This window comes from Rothia sp. HMSC072B04 (assembly GCF_001813725.1).
Taxonomy (GTDB): domain Bacteria; phylum Actinomycetota; class Actinomycetes; order Actinomycetales; family Micrococcaceae; genus Rothia; species Rothia mucilaginosa.
Map to the genome: position 1 here is coordinate 165,643 of NZ_KV813803.1, position 22,128 is coordinate 187,770.

The 22,128-nt window shown below is 60.5% G+C and carries 14 protein-coding genes and 3 tRNA genes; 8 read left to right on the forward strand and 9 right to left on the reverse strand.

Going from position 1 to position 22,128, the window contains the following annotated elements:
• Positions 1–325: 325 nt before the first annotated feature.
• The 3 genes from HMPREF2928_RS05120 to HMPREF2928_RS05130 all read left to right on the forward strand — a co-directional run bounded on the left by HMPREF2928_RS05120 (position 326) and on the right by HMPREF2928_RS05130 (position 6,443).
• Entirely contained in the window at positions 326–1,522 is a 1,197-nt protein-coding gene (locus tag HMPREF2928_RS05120) for an exonuclease SbcCD subunit D (RefSeq protein ID WP_049346471.1), read from the forward strand.
• Complete coding sequence (locus HMPREF2928_RS05125; RefSeq protein WP_070687536.1) at positions 1,519–4,788, forward strand: AAA family ATPase; 3,270 nt, start codon at positions 1,519–1,521, stop codon at positions 4,786–4,788. The genes HMPREF2928_RS05120 and HMPREF2928_RS05125 overlap by 4 nt, the downstream gene beginning before the upstream one ends.
• A 65-nt stretch (positions 4,789–4,853) precedes the next feature.
• Complete coding sequence (locus tag HMPREF2928_RS05130; RefSeq protein WP_246823566.1) at positions 4,854–6,443, forward strand: MFS transporter; 1,590 nt, start codon at positions 4,854–4,856, stop codon at positions 6,441–6,443.
• Positions 6,444–6,654: 211 nt separating this feature from the next.
• Here HMPREF2928_RS05130 and HMPREF2928_RS05135 read toward each other — a convergent pair whose 3' ends face one another.
• From HMPREF2928_RS05135 to bcp, 8 genes are all read right to left on the reverse strand, one after another.
• Complete coding sequence (locus HMPREF2928_RS05135; RefSeq protein ID WP_005505505.1) at positions 6,655–7,302, reverse strand: MBL fold metallo-hydrolase; 648 nt, start codon at positions 7,300–7,302, stop codon at positions 6,655–6,657.
• A gap of 9 nt (positions 7,303–7,311) precedes the next feature.
• Entirely contained in the window at positions 7,312–8,403 is a 1,092-nt protein-coding gene (locus HMPREF2928_RS05140) for an S-(hydroxymethyl)mycothiol dehydrogenase (RefSeq protein ID WP_005505506.1), read from the reverse strand.
• A 183-nt stretch (positions 8,404–8,586) separates the two neighbouring features.
• Positions 8,587–9,606 carry an alpha/beta fold hydrolase gene (locus HMPREF2928_RS05145; protein WP_070634509.1) on the reverse strand — a complete coding sequence of 340 codons (1,020 nt, stop codon included), beginning with the start codon at positions 9,604–9,606 and terminating at the stop codon, positions 8,587–8,589.
• Between the two features lie 84 nt (positions 9,607–9,690).
• Entirely contained in the window at positions 9,691–11,097 is a 1,407-nt protein-coding gene (locus tag HMPREF2928_RS05150; protein ID WP_070599407.1) for a YihY/virulence factor BrkB family protein, read from the reverse strand.
• 262 nt (positions 11,098–11,359) lie between these two features.
• Positions 11,360–12,841 carry a malate:quinone oxidoreductase gene (locus HMPREF2928_RS05155; RefSeq protein WP_049346475.1) on the reverse strand — a complete coding sequence of 494 codons (1,482 nt, stop codon included), beginning with the start codon at positions 12,839–12,841 and terminating at the stop codon, positions 11,360–11,362.
• A gap of 324 nt (positions 12,842–13,165) precedes the next feature.
• Positions 13,166–15,364 carry an ABC transporter substrate-binding protein gene (locus tag HMPREF2928_RS05160; protein WP_070687538.1) on the reverse strand — a complete coding sequence of 733 codons (2,199 nt, stop codon included), beginning with the start codon at positions 15,362–15,364 and terminating at the stop codon, positions 13,166–13,168.
• Positions 15,365–15,513: 149 nt separating this feature from the next.
• Positions 15,514–15,595 (reverse strand) — tRNA-Leu (locus tag HMPREF2928_RS05165).
• 185 nt (positions 15,596–15,780) lie between these two features.
• On the reverse strand, positions 15,781–16,257 hold the full coding sequence (gene bcp, locus HMPREF2928_RS05170; RefSeq protein ID WP_005508643.1) for a thioredoxin-dependent thiol peroxidase: 477 nt from the start codon (positions 16,255–16,257) through the stop codon (positions 15,781–15,783).
• Between the two features lie 221 nt (positions 16,258–16,478).
• On the opposite strand from bcp, the gene HMPREF2928_RS05175 reads away from it, so the two are divergent.
• Positions 16,479–16,551: transfer RNA gene (locus HMPREF2928_RS05175), tRNA-Lys, on the forward strand.
• 461 nt (positions 16,552–17,012) lie between these two features.
• Here HMPREF2928_RS05175 and HMPREF2928_RS05180 read toward each other — a convergent pair.
• Positions 17,013–17,552, reverse strand: coding sequence for a hypothetical protein (locus HMPREF2928_RS05180; RefSeq protein ID WP_070687540.1), 540 nt, complete (start codon positions 17,550–17,552; stop codon positions 17,013–17,015).
• A gap of 463 nt (positions 17,553–18,015) precedes the next feature.
• Between HMPREF2928_RS05180 and HMPREF2928_RS05185 the strand changes: the two genes are divergently transcribed.
• The 4 genes from HMPREF2928_RS05185 (at position 18,016) to HMPREF2928_RS05200 (ending at position 21,939) form a co-directional block, all read left to right on the forward strand.
• Positions 18,016–19,818, forward strand: a complete 1,803-nt coding sequence (locus HMPREF2928_RS05185) for an acetolactate synthase large subunit (protein ID WP_070687542.1) — start codon at positions 18,016–18,018, stop codon at positions 19,816–19,818.
• Positions 19,818–20,318 carry an acetolactate synthase small subunit gene (ilvN, locus tag HMPREF2928_RS05190; RefSeq protein WP_049362112.1) on the forward strand — a complete coding sequence of 167 codons (501 nt, stop codon included), beginning with the start codon at positions 19,818–19,820 and terminating at the stop codon, positions 20,316–20,318. Before HMPREF2928_RS05185 ends, ilvN begins: the two co-directional genes overlap by 1 nt.
• Positions 20,319–20,625: 307 nt before the next feature.
• The gene (gene ilvC / locus HMPREF2928_RS05195; protein WP_005508646.1) at positions 20,626–21,654 is read left to right on the forward strand and encodes a ketol-acid reductoisomerase; all 1,029 of its coding nucleotides are present in this window, start codon (positions 20,626–20,628) and stop codon (positions 21,652–21,654) included.
• A gap of 212 nt (positions 21,655–21,866) precedes the next feature.
• A tRNA-Lys gene (locus HMPREF2928_RS05200) sits at positions 21,867–21,939 on the forward strand.
• Positions 21,940–22,128 lie beyond the last annotated feature (189 nt).

A 22,128-nucleotide genomic window follows, 5' to 3' on the forward strand; every position in this document is an offset into this window, starting at 1 on the left:
TGGGGGCGCTTCGAGGACGGAGCCCCCGCTCCGCATAAGCACTTTCGCCGCGATGGGGTGCCTACTCCGCGGATGGGGAGACACCGGGGACGGAGCCCCCGCTCCGCATGAGTACTTTCGCCGCGATCGGGTGCCTGCTCCGGGGAGAGGGATGCACTGGGCAGCTTTGCACTCACGCTCGCGGGGGAGTGCCCCCTCTTCAGCGCCTGGGGGCGCCTTGAGGACGGAGCCCCCGCTCCGCGCGAGTGCCTGCGCTGCGGAAGGTTCCGAACCGCGAATGACGAACTGTGAGGCGCAAAACAAGACGCAATGCCATACTGAAACCATGAAGATCCTGCACACCTCCGACTGGCACCTCGGCCGCACCTTCCACCGCAGCCCCCTCACCCGCGAACACCAGCAGTTCATCGACGAACTGCTCAACTACGTGCACGCCGAAGGCATCAACACCCTCCTCATCAGCGGCGACGTCTACGACAGCACCATCCCCACCGCCGAAAGCACCACCCTGCTCGACCAGGCACTCACCCGCCTCATGCGCGCCGGCGTGCACGTCATCCTCAGCTCCGGCAACCACGACTCCTTCCGCCGCCTCAGCTACGGCGCAGCCTTCTTCGAAGCCTCCGGCGTGCACCTGCGCACCACCATCGAAGACGCCACCCGCCCCGTCGAACTCACCGACGGCACCTTGCGCGTACACGTCTACGCCATCCCCTACCTCGCGCCGCGCCTCCACGCCACCGCCCTCGGTGTAGACCCCACCCACCAGGCCGTCCTCGGCGCCGTCACCGACGCCATCCGCGCCGACGCCGCAGAACGACGCGCCCGCGGCGCAGGCGCCGACCGCATCATCGTCATGAGCCACGCAACAGTCAGCGACACCACCGGCAGTGACATTGCCGGCAGCGCAGACACCACACCCCGCAGCGACTCCGAACGCGACATCAGCGTCGGCGGTATCGACTGGGTACCCGCCTCCCTCTTCGACGGCTTCGACTACGTAGCCCTCGGCCACATCCACAAGCGCTACCCCGTCACCCACACCATCCGCTACAGCGGCTCCCCGCTCGGCTTCTCATTCAGCGAAGAACACAACCGCAACGGCGCCTACCTCATCGAACTCAACCCCGGCGAAGAACCCACCATCAGCAGCCACGAATGGGCAACCCGTGTACACATGAAAACCCTGCGCGGCACCATGGAGCAGCTACTCAACGCCCCAGAAAACAGCCCCTACGAGCAGGGCTACTACTGCCGCATCGAACTCACCGACGAAACCCTACCCGTCGGCGCCGTCGACCGCCTGCGCAGCCGCTACGAAACCATCTCCCACTTCAGCTACCGCAGCACCCAACCCGCCACCGACAAACCCACCGCCGCACCGCCCACCCGCGACGCCGACCCCGTCGAAACCTTCGACCAATTCCACCAATACGTACGCAACCGCCCCCTCACCAGCGAAGAACGCGACGTCATCACCACCCTCAGCGACCACATCAAAAGCCACAAGGACAACGCATGATCCTGCACAACCTCGAATTCGAAGCCTTCATGGCATACCCCAAGCGCCAAGAAATCAACTTCGACACCCTCAACAACGCCGGCGTATTCCTACTCAACGGCCCAACCGGTGCCGGTAAAACCACCATCCTCGACGCTATCTGCTACGCCCTCTACGGCGAAACCAGCAGCGACCGCGAATCCGCCAAACTGCACTCCACCTACGCGGCACACAGCGGCACCAAACCGCGCGTGTTACTCGACGTCACCCTCCACGGCAAGCGCCTGCGCATCGACCGCACCCCCGCCTACAACAAACCCATCACCCGCGGCGCCCGCAAAGGCCAGATGCGCGAAGAAAGCGCCAAAGCAACCCTCGCCGAACTCGCACCCGGCGCCGACCCCGCCGACGAAAAAGCCTGGATCCCCATCTCCAGCAGCGTCGCCGAAGTCAACCGCACCATCGCCGAACGCACCCACCTGACCAAAGAACAATTCCTCAAAGTCGTACTCCTGCCGCAGGGCCAGTTCGCGCAATTCCTCAAGTCCAAGCCCAAAGAACGCAAAGAACTGCTCAAAAAGATGTTCCCCGTCGAACACTACGAACAGCTCTTCGCTGCACTCACTGAGGAAGCGAAAACCGCCCAGCAGGAAGTCGCCCAGGACGAAAACACCCAGCGCGGCTACCTTGAACGTGCCCGCGCAGAAATGCTCGCCCTGCAGTCGCTACTGGACGCTGTGGATTCGGATGCTGAGGAAGCTGCGGAGGCGGGCGAGGAGACTTCCGAAAACCTCACCACTGAGAACGTCACTGCCGAGAATGTCACCGCCGAAACCCTCGACGCATGGGTTGCCGGCGGAGTAGAACGCGCCCGCAAAACCTCCGTGCGCGAGAAGCAGGAACAGCAGCGCCTCACCGACGAAGCCGACCGGAACACCCGCCTGCTCGCCGAACGCGCCCAGCTGCAGGCCGACTGGCGCGAATACGAGCAGCTCTGCGAGCGCCGCACCCGCCTGACCGTACGCGCCGACGAGCACAAGGCGCAGCGTGAAGAGCTGGCGCAGGCACGTGCCGCCGCGCCCCTGCACGCACAGTACGCGCAGGTCCATGCCGAATCGCAGGCGCTCGCCGCCCGCCAGCAGGAGCAGGCGGCCTGTGCATCCGCGCTGGATGAGACTGGTCGCGCCCTGCTTGCGGCACTCCGCGATGAGGAAACCTCGGCAGAGGTCATCTTCCCCGAAGAGACCACCTTCGCCGCACTCCCGGATTTCGAGCCCGCCGAGCAGGAAACCCAGCTCGAGGCGCTCCTTGACACCCTGCGCGCCCTGCAGAAGAAGGACGCGCAGCTGACCGACGAGGAAGCCGCCGCAGCCGCCCTGCTGAAGCAGGCAAACGCCCTCGAACAGGACAGGGCGCGTGCCGAAAAGAGGCTGAGCGACCTCACCGCCCAGGCCGAGCAGCTCGCCGAAGAACTCGCCGGCTACAGCACCGCCGACGAGGAGCGTACCCTCGCCGCGCACCTGGTCACCGAGGCGCAGCAGAAGCACGATGCAGCCCAGCAGATGCAGCAGAAGCTGGATGCCGCCTCCGCCGCGGTTGCTGCGGCCCAGAAGCAGAGCAAGCGCACCGCCACCGCCGAGCAGAAGGCGCAGGAAAAGTGGCAGGCTTCGGCTCAGCAGGCGCTCGCCGCCACGGAGGAGTTCAAGAACCTGCAGGTGCTGCGCCTCGCCCAGGCCTCGTCTCTGCTGGCGCGTGAGCTCAAGGACGGCGAACCCTGCGCGGTCTGCGGTTCAGTGGAGCACCCCGCTCCGGCGCGGATTGCCGAGGGCGAGCAGCTGGTTGAGCGTGCCGACCTGGACGCCGCCAAGGAGCGTGAAGACAAGGCACACAAGCAGGCGCGTACCCACGAACTGGCTAAGGATCGGGCGACCAAGGCACATCAGGAAGCCTCCGAGGCGCTTGCCGCCGCCCGCACCCAGTACGAGACCCTGGTGGCTCAGGGCGAGTGCGATGTTGAGCAGACTGCCGCCCAGCTGCAGCAGGCGCAGACCCGCCTCGCGCAGGCTCAGTCGCGCGTGACCGCGCGTGACGGCGTGCTGGTGAAGGTTGAGCGGGTGCGTGCCGAGCAGCAGAAGGCTCAGGAGGCGCTACGCACCATCGAGAGCGCGGCGGTTGAGGCTCAGACTCGTCACCGTGATGCTGCGGCGCGCTGTGAGGCGGCTGCGGCTGAGTTGGCGCCTGCTCGTGCAGCGGTGGGTTTTGCGCAACGTGTTGAGGCTGTTGAGGGTTACCGTGTGGCGCATCAGCGTCTTGCTCGTGCAGTGTTGCTGTTGGGGCAGGCGCGTGAGCGTCATGCTTTGGCGGCGGCGCAGGCTGAGCGTTTGCTGGCTGAGTCTTCGTTTGAGAGCGCTGAGCTGGTGCAGGCGGCGGTGCGCACCCCCGAGCGTGTTGATGCCCTGGAGCAGGCTGTTGCCGCGTATGAGTTGGAGCATGCCCGCCTCCTTGAGGGCTTTGGTCGTGAGGCGATTGTTGCGGTGGCGGCGCGTGCCGCCGCTGGTGAGCAGGCGCCGGATGATCTGCAGGGTGTGCGTGAGCAGGTTGAGCAGTTGCGTGCGGCGGCGCACCGTTTGACTCTTCGTGAGGGTGAGCGGGAGAGCATGCTGCGTTCTTTGCATGTGCTGCGTGGCGAGTATGCGGCGTTCCGTGCGAAGACGGCGCAGCGTTATGACCGTGCGCAGATGTTGGCGAACCTGGCGGCGGCTGCCCGCGGTGACACGCTGGGCGGCTATGAGCATCAGGTTGACCTGGTGAGTTACGTGCTGGGTGCCGAGTTTGAGCGGATTCTGCACTCGGCGTCACTGCACCTGGATCGCATGAGTGAGGGCCGCTACGGCATGGTGTTCAGCGATCACCGTGCGAAGGGTAGCCGTTCCGGCGGCGGCCTGAACCTGGAGATTACCGACACCTGGACGGGCGAGCCGCGTGAGGCGTCGTCGCTGTCCGGTGGTGAGTCGTTCTTGGCGTCGCTGTCGTTGGCGTTGGGTCTGGCTGAGGTTGTGCAGGCGAATAACGGCGGTATCGAGCTGGATACCCTGTTCATTGATGAGGGTTTTGGCACGTTGGACGCCGAAACCTTGGACATGGTGATGGGCACGATCGAATCTCTGCGTGATAGCGGCCGCACTATTGGCCTGATTTCGCATGTGGAGGAGATGAAGAACCGTATTCCCGCCCAGATTGTGGTTGAAAAGGGTCAGAACGGCTCGTCGGTGAGGGTAAACTCCTAGTAGGCATAAATTCGCTTCCGGGCTGCTGTTGTGGCATGTCCGGCGGCTTATTCGTGAAAGAGATGATGACCTCGACACCTCAGGACAGGGACCCGAACTCAACGTATCGTGTGGAACCTTCGGCTGATGCGCGCGCTAACGCATCCGCGCCGGAGGTTCCTCCGCGCACCATGAAGGTGGCACCCGCCTCCGATTCGCCGGATAAGTCGTGTGCTTCGGGCACGGGTATTCCAACGGTTCCGGGTACGTCCTTGACGGATGTGGTGCGCAGTAACGACCACGTGTTGCAGGAGTTGCCGCCGCGACCGGTTCCTACTGCGGATGAGGTTAATACGAACGCCTCGGTGCCGGATATTTTGCGTCAGCATTGGGCGTTGTTCCTGCGTAACGGTAAGGAGCAGCGTTACCATCTGCGCGGTGTGCTCCGTGATGAGGGCTTTGCCCGTAATGTGTTGACGATTCTGTTCCATATTCCGGCGGCTTCTTCGGCGTTTGCGCTGTATATTCTGTTGGCGAGCCACCTGGGTAGTGTGCATGATGGCGGCTATGCGGTGGCGGCGTTTGCTGGCGCGTATTCGGTGCAGATTATGCTCGGCCCGATGCTGGTGCGTGCTCTGGGTTTGCGGTCGTTGCTGGCGATTACGTCGATTCTGAATATCGCTGCGGTGCTGAACATGCTGGTGATTGGTTGGCGTCTAACGGTTGACCCGAATAATGTGAGTACGACCTACCATGCGCTCTCGTGCGTGGCGATGGGTTTCACGACTCCGCCGTGGACGCCGTTTGCGTTGGAGTCGCTGTACCGCCGCAACTATAAGTACAGTGATGTTCGCTTGTCGACAGCTGTTTCTTGGGGGACGACGGCGAACCTGTCGATGTACCCGCTGGCTGCTCTGCTGGTGCGGCTGGGCGATGCGTACCTCACCCCGAATCATGAGTATGCGGGCTTCTGGATCACGATGATTCTGGATGCGCTACTGTTCATTGTGGTTCTGGCCGCGCCGATGTGGCTGCCGGATATTTCGCGTATTCGCATGTCTCCGCCGAAGAATCTGGTCCGTCCGAATAAGCAGACGGTGGTGTTGATTCTTGGTCTGGTGCTGCTGGGTGCGTGTATGGGCGCGGTCGGTTCGGGTCTGCTGGGCTTCTCGCTGATTCACGGTTCGATGAACCTGTTCATGGCGATGGTTGCGACCGGTACCGGCGCGATGGTGCTTGTGTCTTTCCCCGTGGTTTTGGGTGCCCGTTCGGTGAACCCGTGGCATGGTTGGTTGGTGAGCGGCGTTCTGCTGATTATGGGTGCCCTGTATTTGCCGGCGAGTGATGATACGTCCACGATTTTCTATGCGTTGGTGCTGTGTGGTGCGGTGCTGGGTGTGGCGTTTGGCGGTCATGAGCTGTGGCTGAACCGTTCGCTCAAGCATATTCCTGATGCGCAGGCGAGCTTCTTTACCCGCTCGATGCTGGGTATTGGTCTTGCGATGGGTAGTATGTGGGGCGGCTATATGGGTGACGCTCCGTATTACCGTAATGCGTTTATGGTGCCGGTGATTATTGCGACGCTGTATTTTGCGTTGGGTCATTTGTACGGCTACCTGTGGCGTTCTGAGCATGAGGAGCAGCTGACTCCTCTGTCTGAGACGGCACGTAGCTAGTTCGGCGTGTGGCTAATTCAGTGCACTGCTAATTCGGTGCGCGGCTCGACCGAACGCATCTGAGCTTGAGCGTTGTGAGCGCATACTAAAGGCGGATGCCCCGCCACCTTCTGCAGGTGGTGGGGCATCCGCCTTTTGCGTACCGTGCTCGGTTTGTGGTGAACCTCGGCCTGAGAACCTCAGTGTGAGAGCCTCAGCGTGAGGCTACAGTTTAGTGACCGCGCTTGATCCATGCAGGAAGCTCGGGCGCCTCCAGACCGATGCCGGTGCTGTCGCCGTGGCCGGTGAGGACCGCGGTGGACGCGGGCAGGGTCAGCAGGCGGGTCGAGATCGACTCGATGATGGTGTCGAAGTCGCTGTAGGAGCGTCCGGTTGCGCCGGGGCCGCCGTTGAAGAGGGTGTCGCCGGAGAAGACGACGCCTTCGCTGTTTTCCCAGCTGAGGGTGGGTGCGTAGAAGCACACGGAGCCGGGGGAATGGCCGGGGGTGGCGAGGACCTTCAGTTCGGTGTCGCCGATGCGCAGTACATCGCCGTCAGCGAGTTCGTGGTCGAAGTCCCAGGAAGGGTACACCATTTCCCAGAGCACACGGTCTGCGGGGTTCAGGTAGACGGGTGCGCCGAAGCGTTCTGCCGCCTCCTTGGCGCTGCGGATGTGGTCGTCGTGGGCGTGGGTCAGCAGAATCTTCTCCACGGTGCGGCCTGCGACGGTGCGGGAGATCTTGTCGACGTCGTGGGCGGGGTCAATGATGATCACGGAGGAGTCATTGCCGATGATCCAGACGTTGTTGTCGACGTCCCAGCAGCCGCCGTCCAGCGAGAAGGTGCCGGAGGTGACGACTCGTTCAATACGTTCGCTCACGCTACGCTCCTAGAGTTCCACGACCGAGCGCAGCACGCGGCCGGTCTTCATGGTTTCGAATGCTTCGTTGACGTCTTCGAGGCGGATGCGCTCGGAGACGAAGCCGTCCAGGTCGAGGCGGCCGAGCAGGTACTGGTCCACGAATTCGGGGAAGTCGCGGGAGGGCAGGGTGTCGCCGTACCATGCGCTCTTGATGGAGCCGCCGCGGCCGAACACCTCATCCAGCGGGATGTCCCAAGTGGTGCCGGGTGCGGGCACGCCGACGAGGACGACGCGGCCAGCCAGGTCGCGTGCTTCGAATGCCTGCTTGAAGGTGGGGGCGATGCCGACAGCGTCGATGACGAGGTCTGCACCGAAGCCGCCGGTGAGTTCCTTGATGGCCTCGACGGGGTCGACCTTGGAGGAGTTCACGGTGTGGGTTGCGCCGTGTTCGCGTGCGCGTGCCAGCTTATCCTCGTCGATGTCGACGGCGATGATGGTGGTTGCGCCACCGAGCTGTGCGCCTGCGATTGCTGCGGTGCCGACGCCGCCACAGCCGATGACTGCCACGGACTCGCCGCGCTTGAGCTCACCGGTGTTCAGCACAGCGCCCAGACCTGCGGTGACGCCGCAGCCGAGCAGACCGATGGCTGCGTACTGTTCGGGGCTGATGTCAGCGGTGATCTTGGTGCACTGGCCAGCTGCGACGAGGGTCTTCTCAGCGAAGGAGCCGATACCCAGTGCGGGGGTGAGTTCGGTACCGTCCTCGAGGGTCATCTTCTGGGTTGCGTTGTGGGTTGCGAAGCAGTACTGCGGCTGGCCCTTGCGGCATGCGCGGCATTCGCCGCAGACGGCACGCCAGTTGAGGATGACCAGGTCGCCGGGGGCGATGTCGGTGACGTCATCGCCGACAGCCTCAACGATACCTGCGGACTCGTGGCCGAGCAGGTAGGGGAAGTCCTGGCCAACGCCGCCGGTGACGTAGTGGTGGTCGGTCTGGCAGACGCCGCAGGTGAGGACCTTGACGAGTGCTTCGCCCTTGCCGGGGTCGGGTACGTTGATGGTGGTGACGGTGACGGGTGCGTCCTGGGCGAGGGCTACGACAGCCTTAACCTTGTGCATGGTGCTCCTTTGCTGGGCGCGGTTGAGCCTCAACCGCAGATAAAGGTTTTTTGATACGTTCCCATTCTAAGAGCTAAGGCATACCTGATGCACCCCGGGGCTGAGCGTGAAGCCCCCAGGTGAATGTGACGTTTTATGACGTTGTCTCTTACTCCTCCCGGAACCCGCGTAGTCTGCGGCTACTTACTCTGCCGCCTCCACCTCTGCCGCAAAGGCGAGCGCACCGCGTCGGAACGCGCCCGAGGTCAGTGCGTTCACGTGGTCGCGGCCGGCCAGGGAGATGAAGCGGTTAAGCGGATTGTTGCCGCGCACCATGTCGTAGAGTTCCGCTCCGTCGGCGGCGATGGTGTCCGAGTCACCGAGCACGACCGCGATGGGTGCGTGCGGATGCGCGCCCGGGTGACCCGCAGGTAGGTTGGGGGATCCGGCACGCAGGGCGGGCACGTCGAAGAACGGGCCGAAGGGAATCCTCACGAACTTCAGCAGCGCGTCGGGTTGAATGGGGGAGTTGTCAATAATCGAGGTGAAGGAGGCAATCGCCTCGTCGGTGGAGTCTGCCGCCGGGGTTTCTGCACTCGCGGAGGCGCTGGTTCCCTCGTGCGCTTCGAGCATGGCGCGCAGGGTAATGAGGTGGTCGTGTAGGGGCAGGCCGCCCAGGGTGAGGGATGCGACTGCCTCCGGGTGGGTGAGGGCGAGTTCCCAGCCGACGCGGGCGCCGAAGGAGAAGCCAATAACGTGCGCGCGGGGCTCCAGTTCAACGCCGAGGTCGTTCTCGGTGGCGACGGTGCGCAGCAGCTGGGCGAGCAGGTTGGTGAACAGGTGCATGGGGGTCAGCGGCTGACCTGCCGCATCGACAGGGGGCACCGAATCGAACGGAATTGTGCGGCTGCGCACGCTCGTGTTGTCGGGGAGTTTGCAGTCGACGGCGTGCATGGATTCGGGGTCTTTGAGGTATTCGTCTGAGTGGTAGGGCAGGGTAACAATCAGCACGGGGTATCCGGCGCGCAGGTATTGGCGGATCCAGCTGGTGCCGCCGTAGAGCTGTTCGCCGCGGGTGGCGAAGCCGTGAAGCATGAGGGCGGGGACGCGGCTTTTGAGCTGCTGCGGCTGGTAGAGGGTGTACTCGAGGTCGGGCAGGGTAGTGCCTGGTACAACAGCATTGGGTACGGCAAAGGGCGCGGGAGAGAATTCTGCACTGGTCATATGTCTATCTTAGTGACCAGCGCAGGGTTTCTGTCCTGCGCCCTTAATCAGGTTGAAGCGGTACGCGCTCAGCTGAGCTGCCGTTTAGTTCTTCTTCGCCGCACCGTTCGAACTATCGGTGCTCAGGTCGAAGAGCGCATCCTGCTGAGAGTCAGCCTTTGCGTTCGCATCTGCCTTTGCCGCGGTTGCCTCAGAAGCCTGAGCCCCAGAAGCCTGAGCCTCGGCGGTATCAGCCTTCGCCTGCTTCTTCTGCAACTGTTCCTTGCCGTTGTCGAGTCGTTCCTTGCCGTCGGCAATGAACGTGCGAATCATGGTGGTGTTAGTGTCCACCGCCTTCTGCACGCGATCCGCAATGGAGGGGCCCTTCGGCTTGGGGAGCATGCCCTGGCCTGCCGCCTGCTGCTGCAGTTCGCGTCCTGCAGACATGAGGCGTTCCTGGCGTGCCTTCAGTGCACGCGATGCGGAGGTGCTGCGCGGCTGCACCTTCAGGTGGCCGTGGTCGTCATCGCCAGCGATAATCTGGCGCATGAGCATGATTTCGGCGTCCAGATGCGCGCCGAAGAGAAGCATATTGTTCATGATCCAGATGAACAGCAGCATCACAATCACACCACCGATCAGGCCGTAGGTGGCGTTGTACTTGCTGAAGTTGTTGGCGTAGAGGGTGAAGCCGAATGCGCCCAGACCCATGCCGAAGAGGGCGAGTGCCGCACCGGGGGAGAGCCTCCATGCCTTGTAACGGCGCACGTTCGGGGTGGCGGCGTAGAGTAGAGTGATCAGGGCGATTGCCATGAACAGAATCAGCACCCAGCGGCCGTTCAGCCAGATGAGCTTGATGAGCTCCATATCCACGGTTTCGGGTACATACCGACCGACCATGTCCAGGACGGTTACACCCAGCAGCATCATGAGCATCATGAGTACCACGAGGATGATAATCACGGTGGTGACGAAGACGTTCAGCGGCTTGAGAATCCAGCCGGGGCGGCCTTCACGCACGTTGTAGACCGTGTTGAGAGCTCGGCCGAAGGATCCGGTGTACCCAGAGGCGGACCAGAGTGCACTGAGGATACCGGTCAACAGCACCAGGCCTGCGCCATGGTCGCCTGTAATCTGCTTGATGGGGTCTTCCAGAATGGCGTACATCTGGGCGGGCGCGTTGTCCTTGAGGAAGGCGAGGATGACCGCGGCGCTTTCCTCACCGTGACCGAATACGCCCAGTAGGGAGACGATTGCCAGCAGGGCGGGGAAGATGGACAGCACGGTGAAGTAGGTGAGTGCTGCCGCCATGTCGGTGCCGCCGTTTGCGCCGAATTTGTAGATGGCACGGCGCAGAATGTAGAGGATGCTGCCCTTGGGGAAGTCGCGCAGCTTGACGCTGACGTACTTGGGGTCAGCGGGCTTCTGCTTGCGGGAGAAGAGTCCGCGTCGAGCTCCGGCGGGTACCTGGGTTGAGGAGGTGTCCGTGGAAGAGCCGGTGTGTGCAGCCAATGGGGCTCCTTGAATGAGTGGGGTGTACACAGTGGTGCGCCTATGAGCTTCAGCGTGTGGGCGCACAGAAGGGGCGAGGAGAACAATGAGCTGTCCTTCCCGCCCCTGCGGTGACATTATAGGGTTTTCTAACCCTCCCGCATTTTTCTGCGAGTGCAGATAGCTGACCTGTCGGTCAGTTAGAGAGGGTAACCGCCCCGAAAAGCCTCAAAAAAGGCTTGTCAGCTAGGGTATAAAGCTACCTGCTGAGCCTAACTGAAAACTAGTTGTGAATACCCAGAACCTTAGCGGTGTGAGCCATCAGCTCATCAGCCAGGTCGTGGTTATCGTTGAGCTTCACGCCGTAACCGGGGATGAGCTCCTTCAGGCGAGGCTCCCAACCGGCAATCTTGGAGGGGAAGCACTTAGCCAGCAGGTTCAGCATAATCGGAGCCGCGGTGGAAGCACCGGGGGATGCACCCAGCAGAGCCGCGATGGAGCCGTCCGCTGCGGAGACAACCTCGGTACCGAACTGCAGGATACCGCCCTTCTTTGCGTCCTTCTTCATAATCTGGACGCGCTGGCCAGCCTCGATGAGCTCCCACTCGCCGCCAACAGCCTCGGGGTAGTACTGGTACAGCGACTCCAGGCGTGCGTTCTTGTCCTTGACCAGCTCGGAGAGCAGGTACTTGACCAGGGAGAGGTTGTCGATGCCTGCGCGGGTCATCGGGTAGATGTTGTGCGGGCGCAGGGACAGCGGCAGGTCCAGCAGGGAGCCCTGCTTCAGGAAGTTGGTCTTGAAGCCAGCGTAGGGGCCGAACATGAGGGCGCGCTTGCCGTCCACGTAGCGGGTGTCCAGGTGCGGCACGGACATGGGAGGTGCGCCCACCGAAGCCTGACCGTACACCTTAGCGTTGTGCTGGTTTGCGGTTGCCTCGTGGGTGTTGCGCAGGAACAGGCCGGAAACGGGGAAGCCGCCGTAGCCCTTACCCTCTTCAATGCCGGACTTCTGCAGCAGGTGCAGAGCGCCACCGCCGGCACCCAGGAAGACGAACTTCGCGTTGATGGTCAGCGGCTCTTCCTTGTTGATGCGGTTGATAGCGTCAATGGTCCAGGAGCCGTTGGACTCGCGGTTCAGGTTGGTGACCTGGTAGCCGTAGCGAACCTCAACGCCCTTGGTCTGCAGGTGGTCAATCATCTGCTGGGTGAGGGCGCCGAAGTCAACGTCGGTACCTTCGGGGGACCAGGTCGCAGCAATGGGGTCGTTACCCTTGCGACCGTTGACGGTCAGCGGAGCCCACTCAGCGATCTTGCCGCGGTCGGTGGAGAACTGCATGCGCTCGAAGAGCTTCTCCTTGCGGAAGGAATCGTAGCGTGCAGCCAGGTACTTGGAGTGATCCTCACCGAAGACCAGGGACATGTGGGGAACCGGGTTGATGAAGTCTGCATTGCCCAGAATCTTCTCTTCAACCAGGGAAGCCCAGAACTGGCGGGAAATCTGGAACTGCTCGTTAATGTTCAGCGCCTTAGCTGCCGAGACGGTGCCGTCGGGGCCAGCGGGTGCGTAGTTGAGTTCGCACAGCGCCGAGTGGCCGGTACCTGCGTTGTTCCAGGGATTGGAGGATTCCTGAGCGGCCTTGTCGAGGCGTTCGAGCAGGATAATATTCCAGGTCGGTTCGAGTTCCTTGAGGAACACGCCGAGGGTGGCGCTCATGATGCCGCCGCCGACCAGGACGACGTCGGTTCGTTCAGTACGTGCTACCACTGAATTCTCCCTTAGGGGTGCGGGTGCCCGGCCTGGGCACAGTGAATGTGGGGTACATCATCTAGCCTACCCCTTTTAGTGGGGTTGGCATAGTCAGAATCCACAAAACGAGAGAGAGTGTTGCAGTTCATATCAATAAATCTCTTAGGGTCGAAAAGACCCGTAATCGCATGCATTTGCTACACCCGCCGGCAACAACCCGAAAGCAGCTCCAGAAATACCCGCCCACCCGCTCACCGAAAGCCCCACGAAAGCCCCAAACACGGCGAAAGGGGCGCACCCCAATCGGGATGCACCCCTTTCCGCAAAAGCTAAAAACGCAGGCTACGACTTGCGCAGCTTACCGAACAGCTCAATCGCATTCTGCTCCGTCTGATAGCCCTGAACCTCACGGCTCACCGCCACCTTCGACGTCACATTCAGCAACGGAACCGCCGGCATGAACTGACCCAGCTGAGACACAACCTTCGCATACAACTCGCGCTGCGAATCCACCGAATCGGCAGAATCCGCGGTACGAATCGCCTCCAAAATCTCCGTAAAACGAGGCGACGGCGCAACCGCCACAGCAGTAGGCTGCGGCGAAGGCGACGCCGACGGGCTCGGCGAAGCAGAAGCCGAAGCCTCCTCCTCAGGCGTCAACGGGTCCGGCGAATAACTCGGCTGCGGGCTCGGAGTCGCAGAAATCCGCACATTCGAATTCGCACCACCCGACGACGGCACATCAGAACTCTTCTTCGTCAAACCAGTCGTCATATCCGACGGCGCATTCGCAATCAACGAACGCACCTGATGCTCAGCAATCAGCGGCGCCAACACCGGGCCAAAGAATGCGTACGGGTCACGGTACATGCCGTAGAAACCGGCCAGCGTAATACCGCGTTCAGAAGAAACCTCGCGGCTCTTCGGCAGATACTCAGCCCACGGCAGAGGCACCGGCTTAATATTCAAACCCACCTCAATCAGCGAAGCCACCATCTCCGAATACACCTTCTGAGGAGTATCCATCCACGGCAGAGAAACGTCAGCAGGGTAGTAGCACTCAATCACCTGATTGTCGTACCCCGCCGCCGCCAACAGCGAGCGCGCCGTATCCTGATTGCGGTCCGTGTAATCCTTCGCGTCATCAGCCTTAATACGGAACGACGGCGAAATCAGCGTCTGCGCATCCGAGGTGCCCTGCGGGTAATACTGACGCAGCGCGCCACGGTCCACCGCATGCGAAATAGCGCGGCGCACCGAAATATTCTTCAACACCGGATGCGCCGTATTCAGGCTCAAATACACCAGCGAGAACGGGTCACGGCCCGGCGTCTGATAACCATCACGCGCCAACTGACCCAGATCAGAAGAATTCACCTGATCACACGCATCAATATGACCCTCCATCAGCGCAAAATAACGCTTATCCGACGAAGTGAGGGTCGAAATCTGAATCTCATCCAGCTCAGGTGCCTGACCGTCAAAATGAGTATTCTTCAGCAGACGCACCGTGCCGTCCTTGAAAGAATCCACAAGGAACGCACCCGTACCCACCGGGTTGCCCGTCAGCTTCTGATCAGCACCAAAAAGCGAAGGATCAATAATGCCGAACGCCTGCTGCGTCAAGATACGCGGGAACGCCAACGAAGGACGCGACAGCGTCACCACCACAGAGTTATCCTTCGCCACCACCGACGAAACCAGCGGCAAGAACGACTGCACCGCAGACGACTGAGCATCCGCCTTCTTGCTGGTCTTCTTATCATCCGGCTGAGTAGCAGCATGAGCGCTCGCAGAGGCGCTCGGGGTAGCGGCATCAGAAGAAGCAGAAGCCGACGGGGAAGTGCTCGGGGAGGCGGTCTCAGAAGCACTCGCAGAAGCAGACGGGGAAGCACTTGCTGACGGAGTCGTCGCACCCGACGGAGACGCCTGAACAGGCGCAGGCTCCACCGCCGAAGGATCAATAGAACCCGGCTTCGGCACACCAAAACCCCACGCAAACAAAGGCTGAGCAGGCACCGCATGAGCAGCAGTACCCTCACCCGTAGCCAACGCCTGCCACCTCTGGAAATTCTGCACCACAGCATCCGCAGTCAACGCAGAACCGTTACTAAAATGCGCCTCACGCAACACAAACGTATGCACCAAGCGGTCATCAGAAACCGTCCACTCACTACACAACGAATCCTGAACCTCAGGATCACCCGTGTAATGATTCGCCACCAACAACGTCTGCAAAACCTGCGCCGTCACCTGATACGTACTCGCCACAGGAAACAACGCCGGGTCCAAACCCAACGGCGCCGCACCCTGCGCAAAACGAAACACACGACGCGCATCAGCAGACGACGCGCTCGCCGAAGAACCAGCCGACGAACCAGCAGAAGATTGACCAGAACACGCAGAAAGCGCCAAACCAGCACTAAAAAGCGCGCCAAAACGCAAAACGGCACGTCGACTCAAGCCACTCGAGCCGGCAGTGGCTCGCAGCAGCGCATCAGAATTGCCAACAGCTGATGATGCATAAGGCTGATGCTGCACGGGAGGGTCCTCTCTTCCGTCGCGGATGCTTATCTCTCAGGATAACGGTTCAACACCCAACCGGGCGAGACACACCCACCCCGGCAAGGCGCATACAAGAGAACCCGCCGCCACGAAAACCGTGACGGCGGGCCCAATGTGAATGTGTGTGCGCGAGGGGGGACTTGAACCCCCACGCCATAAGGCACAGGAACCTAAATCCTGCGTGTCTGCCAATTTCACCACTCGCGCGTAGTGTCACCCCACATCCGAAGATGCATGCGTCTGAGGCAACAAAAAATTAGTGTACACCAGGAACCAAGGTTCTCCAAGCCTTAAAAGAAGCCCCCATGGGGCAAAAAGCCCGCAAACACGCCGAGCAGCAGCCCCTCAAGAAGCAGCAGAACAGCGATACGCAAACCCCAGAAAACGTGACCCTACTTCGGGTCAATACCCAAATCACGACGCAACTTCGCCACATGACCCGTCGCACGCACATTGTACTGAGCCACAGAAATAACACCCTGCTCATCAATCACAAACGTCGAACGAATCAGGCCCTCATACACCTTGCCGTAATTCTTCTTCTCACCCCACGCACCATACGCCTCAGCCACAGCATGATCAGCATCAGACAGCAGCGGGAACGTCAACGACTCCTTCTCCACAAAACGAGCAATAGCCGCCGGCGAATCCGGAGAAACACCCAACACCACGTAACCCAACGACTTCAACGACGCCAAATTATCGCGGAAATCGCACGCCTCCTTAGTGCAACCCGGAGTCGAAGCCTTCGGGTAAAAATACAAAATCACCTTGCTACCCGCATAATCACTCAGACTGTGCTCCTTACCCGACGCATCAGCAAGGGTAAAAGCAGGTGCCGGGGTGCCCGGCTCAAGACGAACGCTCATCAATAACTCCTCAAAACATCAATAGAAATCAGCAGGGGAGCGGCGGATGCGCTCCACACAGTACCAAGGGCGGACGCGCCCCATGCAATACACACAGTCTAGTGTCCCACACACCCCACCCAAACAATGTGTCCAGGCTCACCTCAAATCAACTTGCGTACACCACAAAAACTCGCGTATAGTATTTTTCTGTTGCAAGGGAAACCTTGAAAAACAAATAAGCGCCTCTAGCTCAATTGGCAGAGCAATTGACTCTTAATCAATGGGTTCTGGGTTCGAGTCCCAGGGGGCGCACTTCAAAGAAAATCCCGCTGATTCTTCGGAATCGGCGGGATTTTTGCGTTCCCCTTGAAATACAGTTTTGAGGGCTGGGGTGTAGATATTTCCCCTTGCTCTGGTGTTCGATGCTTGGAAGACGGTATTCGCCCTCGTTCCTACAGGGGACCCGTCCTCGCTTCGCTTCGGACACCCTGATGTCACTACGGGCGATACCGTCTTTCTCGCTTGGTTACCTGATGGTGCGACGGGGAATATCTATACCTCTGCGCATCTGTGCTTCAGGGGTTCGCGGAATCCCGCCGGTTCGTTGGGGTGCGCGGTGGTTTCGTGTGCGCCCCGTGCCTAGCGAACTGGGGCGGGGGAGGCTGTCGCGGTTTAGTGTGTTGCGTGGTGGCTTGGCGTTTTGCGTGCAAGCACACGAAAGCCCGCCGCAACCCTAAGGGGTTACAGCGGGCAATCATTTCAAAAAGTCTCTGTTACAGGACCGGCCAAATCCGCGTCACAAACTCGCGGAAATCCTCCACATCCTTACCCTGCTCCAAAAGTCCAGTGCCAAAGCGAGTCGCAACCTCAGCATTATCCTCAAACGACAGATAAAACGAGCTACCATTCACCGACTCGATTGTCACCGCATCATCACCCACACGATACGCATGCAGAGCATTCGTATTATCAATCGTCGTCGCCGTACCCGCAGGCGTCAATGCCGGCAAATTCACCGGAGCAATAATCACCTCATCAGGCGCATCCTGATACCCAACAATAAAATGCCCCTGATCAGGAGACTGATGCAACGCCAAATCAGGATTACGGTAAACCGCACGGCCCGTCGCATACACCAAATTGTATGCACCGTAATTAATAATCTGCTCGTCAAAAACCGGGTGCAGAACCCGAATGAGTTCCTCACCCGTCAAAAACACGTCACTCTCAACAGAGTTACGGGGGTCAACAACCTCTGCGTACTTACTTGCTTCGGTCAGCTCATCAGCGACCGGGATGATCGGTTCGGTCATAGTTTCAGTCTACCGGGGCAACCAACGAAGGTCACGAGTATTCGCGCATATTACGCGCCATGACGTCCAAAAATGCGAGTTTTTCTCACCTGTTCAAATGAATACGTGGGAATGTGTAAACAAGTGCAATGTGTCCACATCATGAAAGAAGAAGGTTGACTAGGGGGTTTCCATGTAAAAACCACCACGACACCCCATAGAGATTTGACTCACCCCCGCCCCGGGCTTCACCATAGAAGGGTGAAGACAGCAATGTTCCAGCGAATTCTACGCCTTGTCGACGTCGCCTAGGGCGCGTGGCAGGGTCTATTCACTGCGACTGAGCGCCCCTACCGCTACCACCAACAGCGAGGGGCATTTTTTATAGCTTGGTACCCCCGGGCATAGGATGCGTGCGGATCACACAAACCCCCACGCAGAACATTGAGTACAACGAAGAACCATTAAGACACGAGGCATTTCCATGACTATGGGATTTTCCACTTCTGATGACGCGGCAAACGCTCCCGCAGAACGCATGACCGGTTCTCAGGCGATCGTCCGCACCCTCGAAGACCTGGGTGTGACTGACGTATTCGGCCTGCCTGGTGGAGCTATTCTGCCGACCTATGACCCCCTGTACGACTCCAAGAAGGTCCGCCACATCCTGGTCCGCCACGAGCAGGGCGCAGGCCACGCCGCTCAGGGCTACGCAGTGTCCAGCGGTAAGACCGGCGTGTGCATTGCAACCTCCGGCCCCGGCGCAACCAACCTGCTGACCGCAATCGCAGACGCAAACATGGACTCCATCCCCCTGGTTGCAATCACCGGCCAGGTGTCCACCAAGCTGCTGGGCTCTGACGCATTCCAGGAAGCTGACATCGTCGGCATGGCAATGCCCATCTCCAAGCACTCCTTCATGATCACCGACCCGCAGGACATCCCCCGCGCGCTCGCAGCAGCATTCCACATTGCATCCACCGGCCGCCCCGGCCCCGTGCTCGTGGACGTCACCAAGGACGCACAGGTCGGCATGATGGAATACCGCGGCATCCCCGAAGACCTGGAGCTGCGCGGCTACACCCCCGTCACCCGCGGCCACTCCAAGCAGATTCACGAAGCCGCAAAGTTCATCACCGAATCCAAGCACCCCGTCTTCTACGTCGGCGGTGGTCTGGTCCGCGCAGGTGCTTCCGAAGAGTTCCACAAGCTGGCTAAGCTCATCGGCGCACCCGTCGTCACCACCCTGAACGCTATCGGCGCGTTCCCCGACTCTGACCCCCAGAACCTCGGCATGCCCGGCATGCACGGCACCGTCCCCGCCGTCGCCGCAATGCAGAAGTCTGACCTGCTGATTACCCTCGGCGCACGCTTTGACGACCGCGTCACCGGTAAGCTCGACTCCTTCGCACCCGAGGCTAAGGTCATCCACATTGACGTTGACCCGGCAGAAATCTCGAAGATCCGCTTCGCAGACGTGCCGATCGTCGGCGACCTCAAGTACGTGCTGCCCGAGCTGACCGACCTGCTCTCCACCGAGTTCGCAGACCAGCTGCCGAACCTCACCGAATGGTGGAACGAGCTGAACGTCATCCGCAAGGATTACCCGCTCGGCTACGAGAAGCCCAACGATGGCCTCGGCTCGCCCGAATACGTCCTCGAGCGCATCAGCGCCCTCACCGGCCCCGACGCATACTATGTCACCGGCGTTGGCCAGCACCAGATGTGGGGTGCACACTACATCCAGCAGGAGAGCCCCCGCCACTTCATCAGCTCCGCAGGCCTCGGCACCATGGGCTACGGCGTACCCGCCGGCATGGGTGCAAAGGTTGCACACCCCGACTCCACCGTGTGGATCATCGACGGTGACGGCTGCTTCCAGATGACCAACCAGGAACTGGTCACCTGCGCACAGAACAACATCCCCGTCAAGGTTGCCATCATCAACAACTCCTCCCTCGGCATGGTGCGCCAGTGGCAGACTCTGTTCTACAACGAGCGCTACTCCAACACCGACCTGAAGGACGGCCACGGCACCGTACGCATCCCCGACTTCGTCAAGCTCGGCGAAGCATACGGCTGCGCAACCTTCCGCTGCGAACGCGACGAAGACGTGGACGCAACCATCAAGGCTGCCCTCGAAATCAACGACCGCCCCGTCGTCATTGACTTCACCGTCAGCCCCCACGCCCTGGTCTGGCCCATGGTCCCGGCAGGCGTATCTAATGACAAGATTTGGATTGCGAAGAACACTTCGCCCGAGTTCGATCGTGAGGGAGAGAACTAATGTCTCAGCACACTCTGTCCGTTCTGGTAGAAGATAAGCCGGGCGTTCTCACCCGAGTTTCCGGTCTGTTCTCCCGCCGCCTGTTCAACATCCTCTCCCTGGCTGTGGGCCCCACCGAAAACCCCGGTGTCTCCCGCATCACCGTCGTAACCGAAGGTGACGCCCACACCATCGAGCAGATTACCAAGCAGCTGAACAAGCTCGTTCACGTGCTGAAGGTCGTCGAGCTTCCCACCGACTCCTCCACCCAGCGCGACCACATCCTGATCAAGGTCAAGGCAGACCCCGTAGTCCGCCTGCAGATCGTTCAGGCAGCCGACCTGTTCCGCGCATCCGTGATTGACGTTTCCCCCGAGTCCCTTGTCATCGAGGCAACCGGCTCCCAGGAGAAGCTCAACGCACTGCTGGACGTTCTCGAACCCTACGGCGTTCGCGAAATTGTTCGCGCCGGCACTATCGCTCTCACTCGTGGCCCCCGCGCTATGAGCGAGCGCATCTAGCACAAAATACCTGACGCTACATTCCCGTAGCAGTTCTCCCGCCCGCACAACCGAAACACACGTATTCGCAGTGCGGGCGGGGAAGCATCAGGTACTCTCTATTTCTTTCTCTACTAGGTGATTTCTCTACCTGGGGACCCTAATGCCAAAGAAATAGATGCAGTACCCCATAAACTCTGCAGGTTGTAAAATCTTGAGCCACAATCTGAGAAGTGCTCTCGTAAACCTGCACCCCAAAAGCTATCAAGTAGAATAGTCAATGTTGAGCCCAGCCTGGGCCGCATACCAAACTTACTGAGGAGAAGAAATGGCAGCAACCATTTTCTACAACGACGACGCAGACCTCTCCCTGATCCAGGGTCGCACCGTAGCAGTTATCGGCTACGGCTCCCAGGGCCACGCACACGCACTGAACCTGCGTGACTCCGGCGTGAAGGTCATCGTCGGTCTGTCCGAGGGCTCCAAGTCCCGTGCCAAGGCTGAGGCAGAAGGCCTGCGCGTCGCAACCGTTGCAGAAGCAGCAGCAGAAGCAGACGTCATCATGATCCTGACCCCGGACCAGGTCCAGGCAAAGGTCTACGCAGAGAGCATCGAACCCCACCTGAAGCCCGGCAACGCACTGTTCTTCGCACACGGCTTCAACATCCGCTTCGGCTACATCACCGCACCCGAGGGTGTCGACGTGGCAATGGTCGCCCCCAAGGGCCCCGGCCACACCGTCCGCCGCGAATTCGAAGCAGGCCGCGGCGTTCCCGCCCTGGTCGCAGTTGAGAAGGACGCATCCGGCGAAGCACTCGCACTGGCACTGTCCTACGCAAAGGGCCTCGGCGCAACCCGCGCAGGCGTCATCAAGACCACCTTCACCGAAGAGACCGAGTCCGACCTGTTCGGTGAGCAGGCAGTCCTCTGCGGCTCCACCTCCCAGCTCGTCCAGTACGGCTTCGAGGTTCTGACCGAAGCAGGCTACCAGCCCGAAATCGCATACTTCGAGGTCCTGCACGAGCTCAAGCTCATCGTCGACCTGATGATCGAAGGCGGCATCGCTAAGCAGCGTTGGTCCATCTCCGACACCGCAGAGTACGGCGACTACGTCTCTGGCCCCCGCGTGATCTCCCCCGAGGTCAAGGAAAACATGAAGGCTGTTCTGGCAGACATCCAGAACGGCAACTTCGCAAAGCGCTTCATGGAAGACCAGGCTGCAGGCGCACCCGAGTTCAAGGAACTGCGCGCAAAGGGCGAGGCACACCCCATCGAGGCAACCGGCCGCAAGCTGCGCGAGCTGTTCTCCTGGAACTCCGTTGACGACGACTACACCGAAGGTTCCGTCGCTCGCTAAACGGTAGCTCAGCAATAGCTTTCTAAGAATCCGGCGTTCCACCCACACCCCGCTACAGGGGGAGAGGTGGGGCGCCGGATTCTTGCTGTTTCAAGCTGAACAGCAGCACTTAACAGGTATGTGATGCAGTTCATGCTCACTTGAGTTGCGGGTGTCTATAAAATGCCGTATAGTATTTACTTGTTGCAGGGGAAACCCTGAAAAACAAATAAGCGCCTCTAGCTCAATTGGCAGAGCAATTGACTCTTAATCAATGGGTTCTGGGTTCGAGTCCCAGGGGGCGCACTTTACAGAAAATCCCGCTGATTCTTCGGAATCAGCGGGATTTTTGCGTTCCCCTTGAAATGCAGGCTTCATGGGTTGAGGAATCGGTGTTCGTCCTCGCTCCTGCAGGGGTTGGGTGGGTGGGTACCTCGCGTCTCCCAAGACTACGGGGTGCGCTACATGTTTCCTCCGCGCCTACGCAGGGGCACC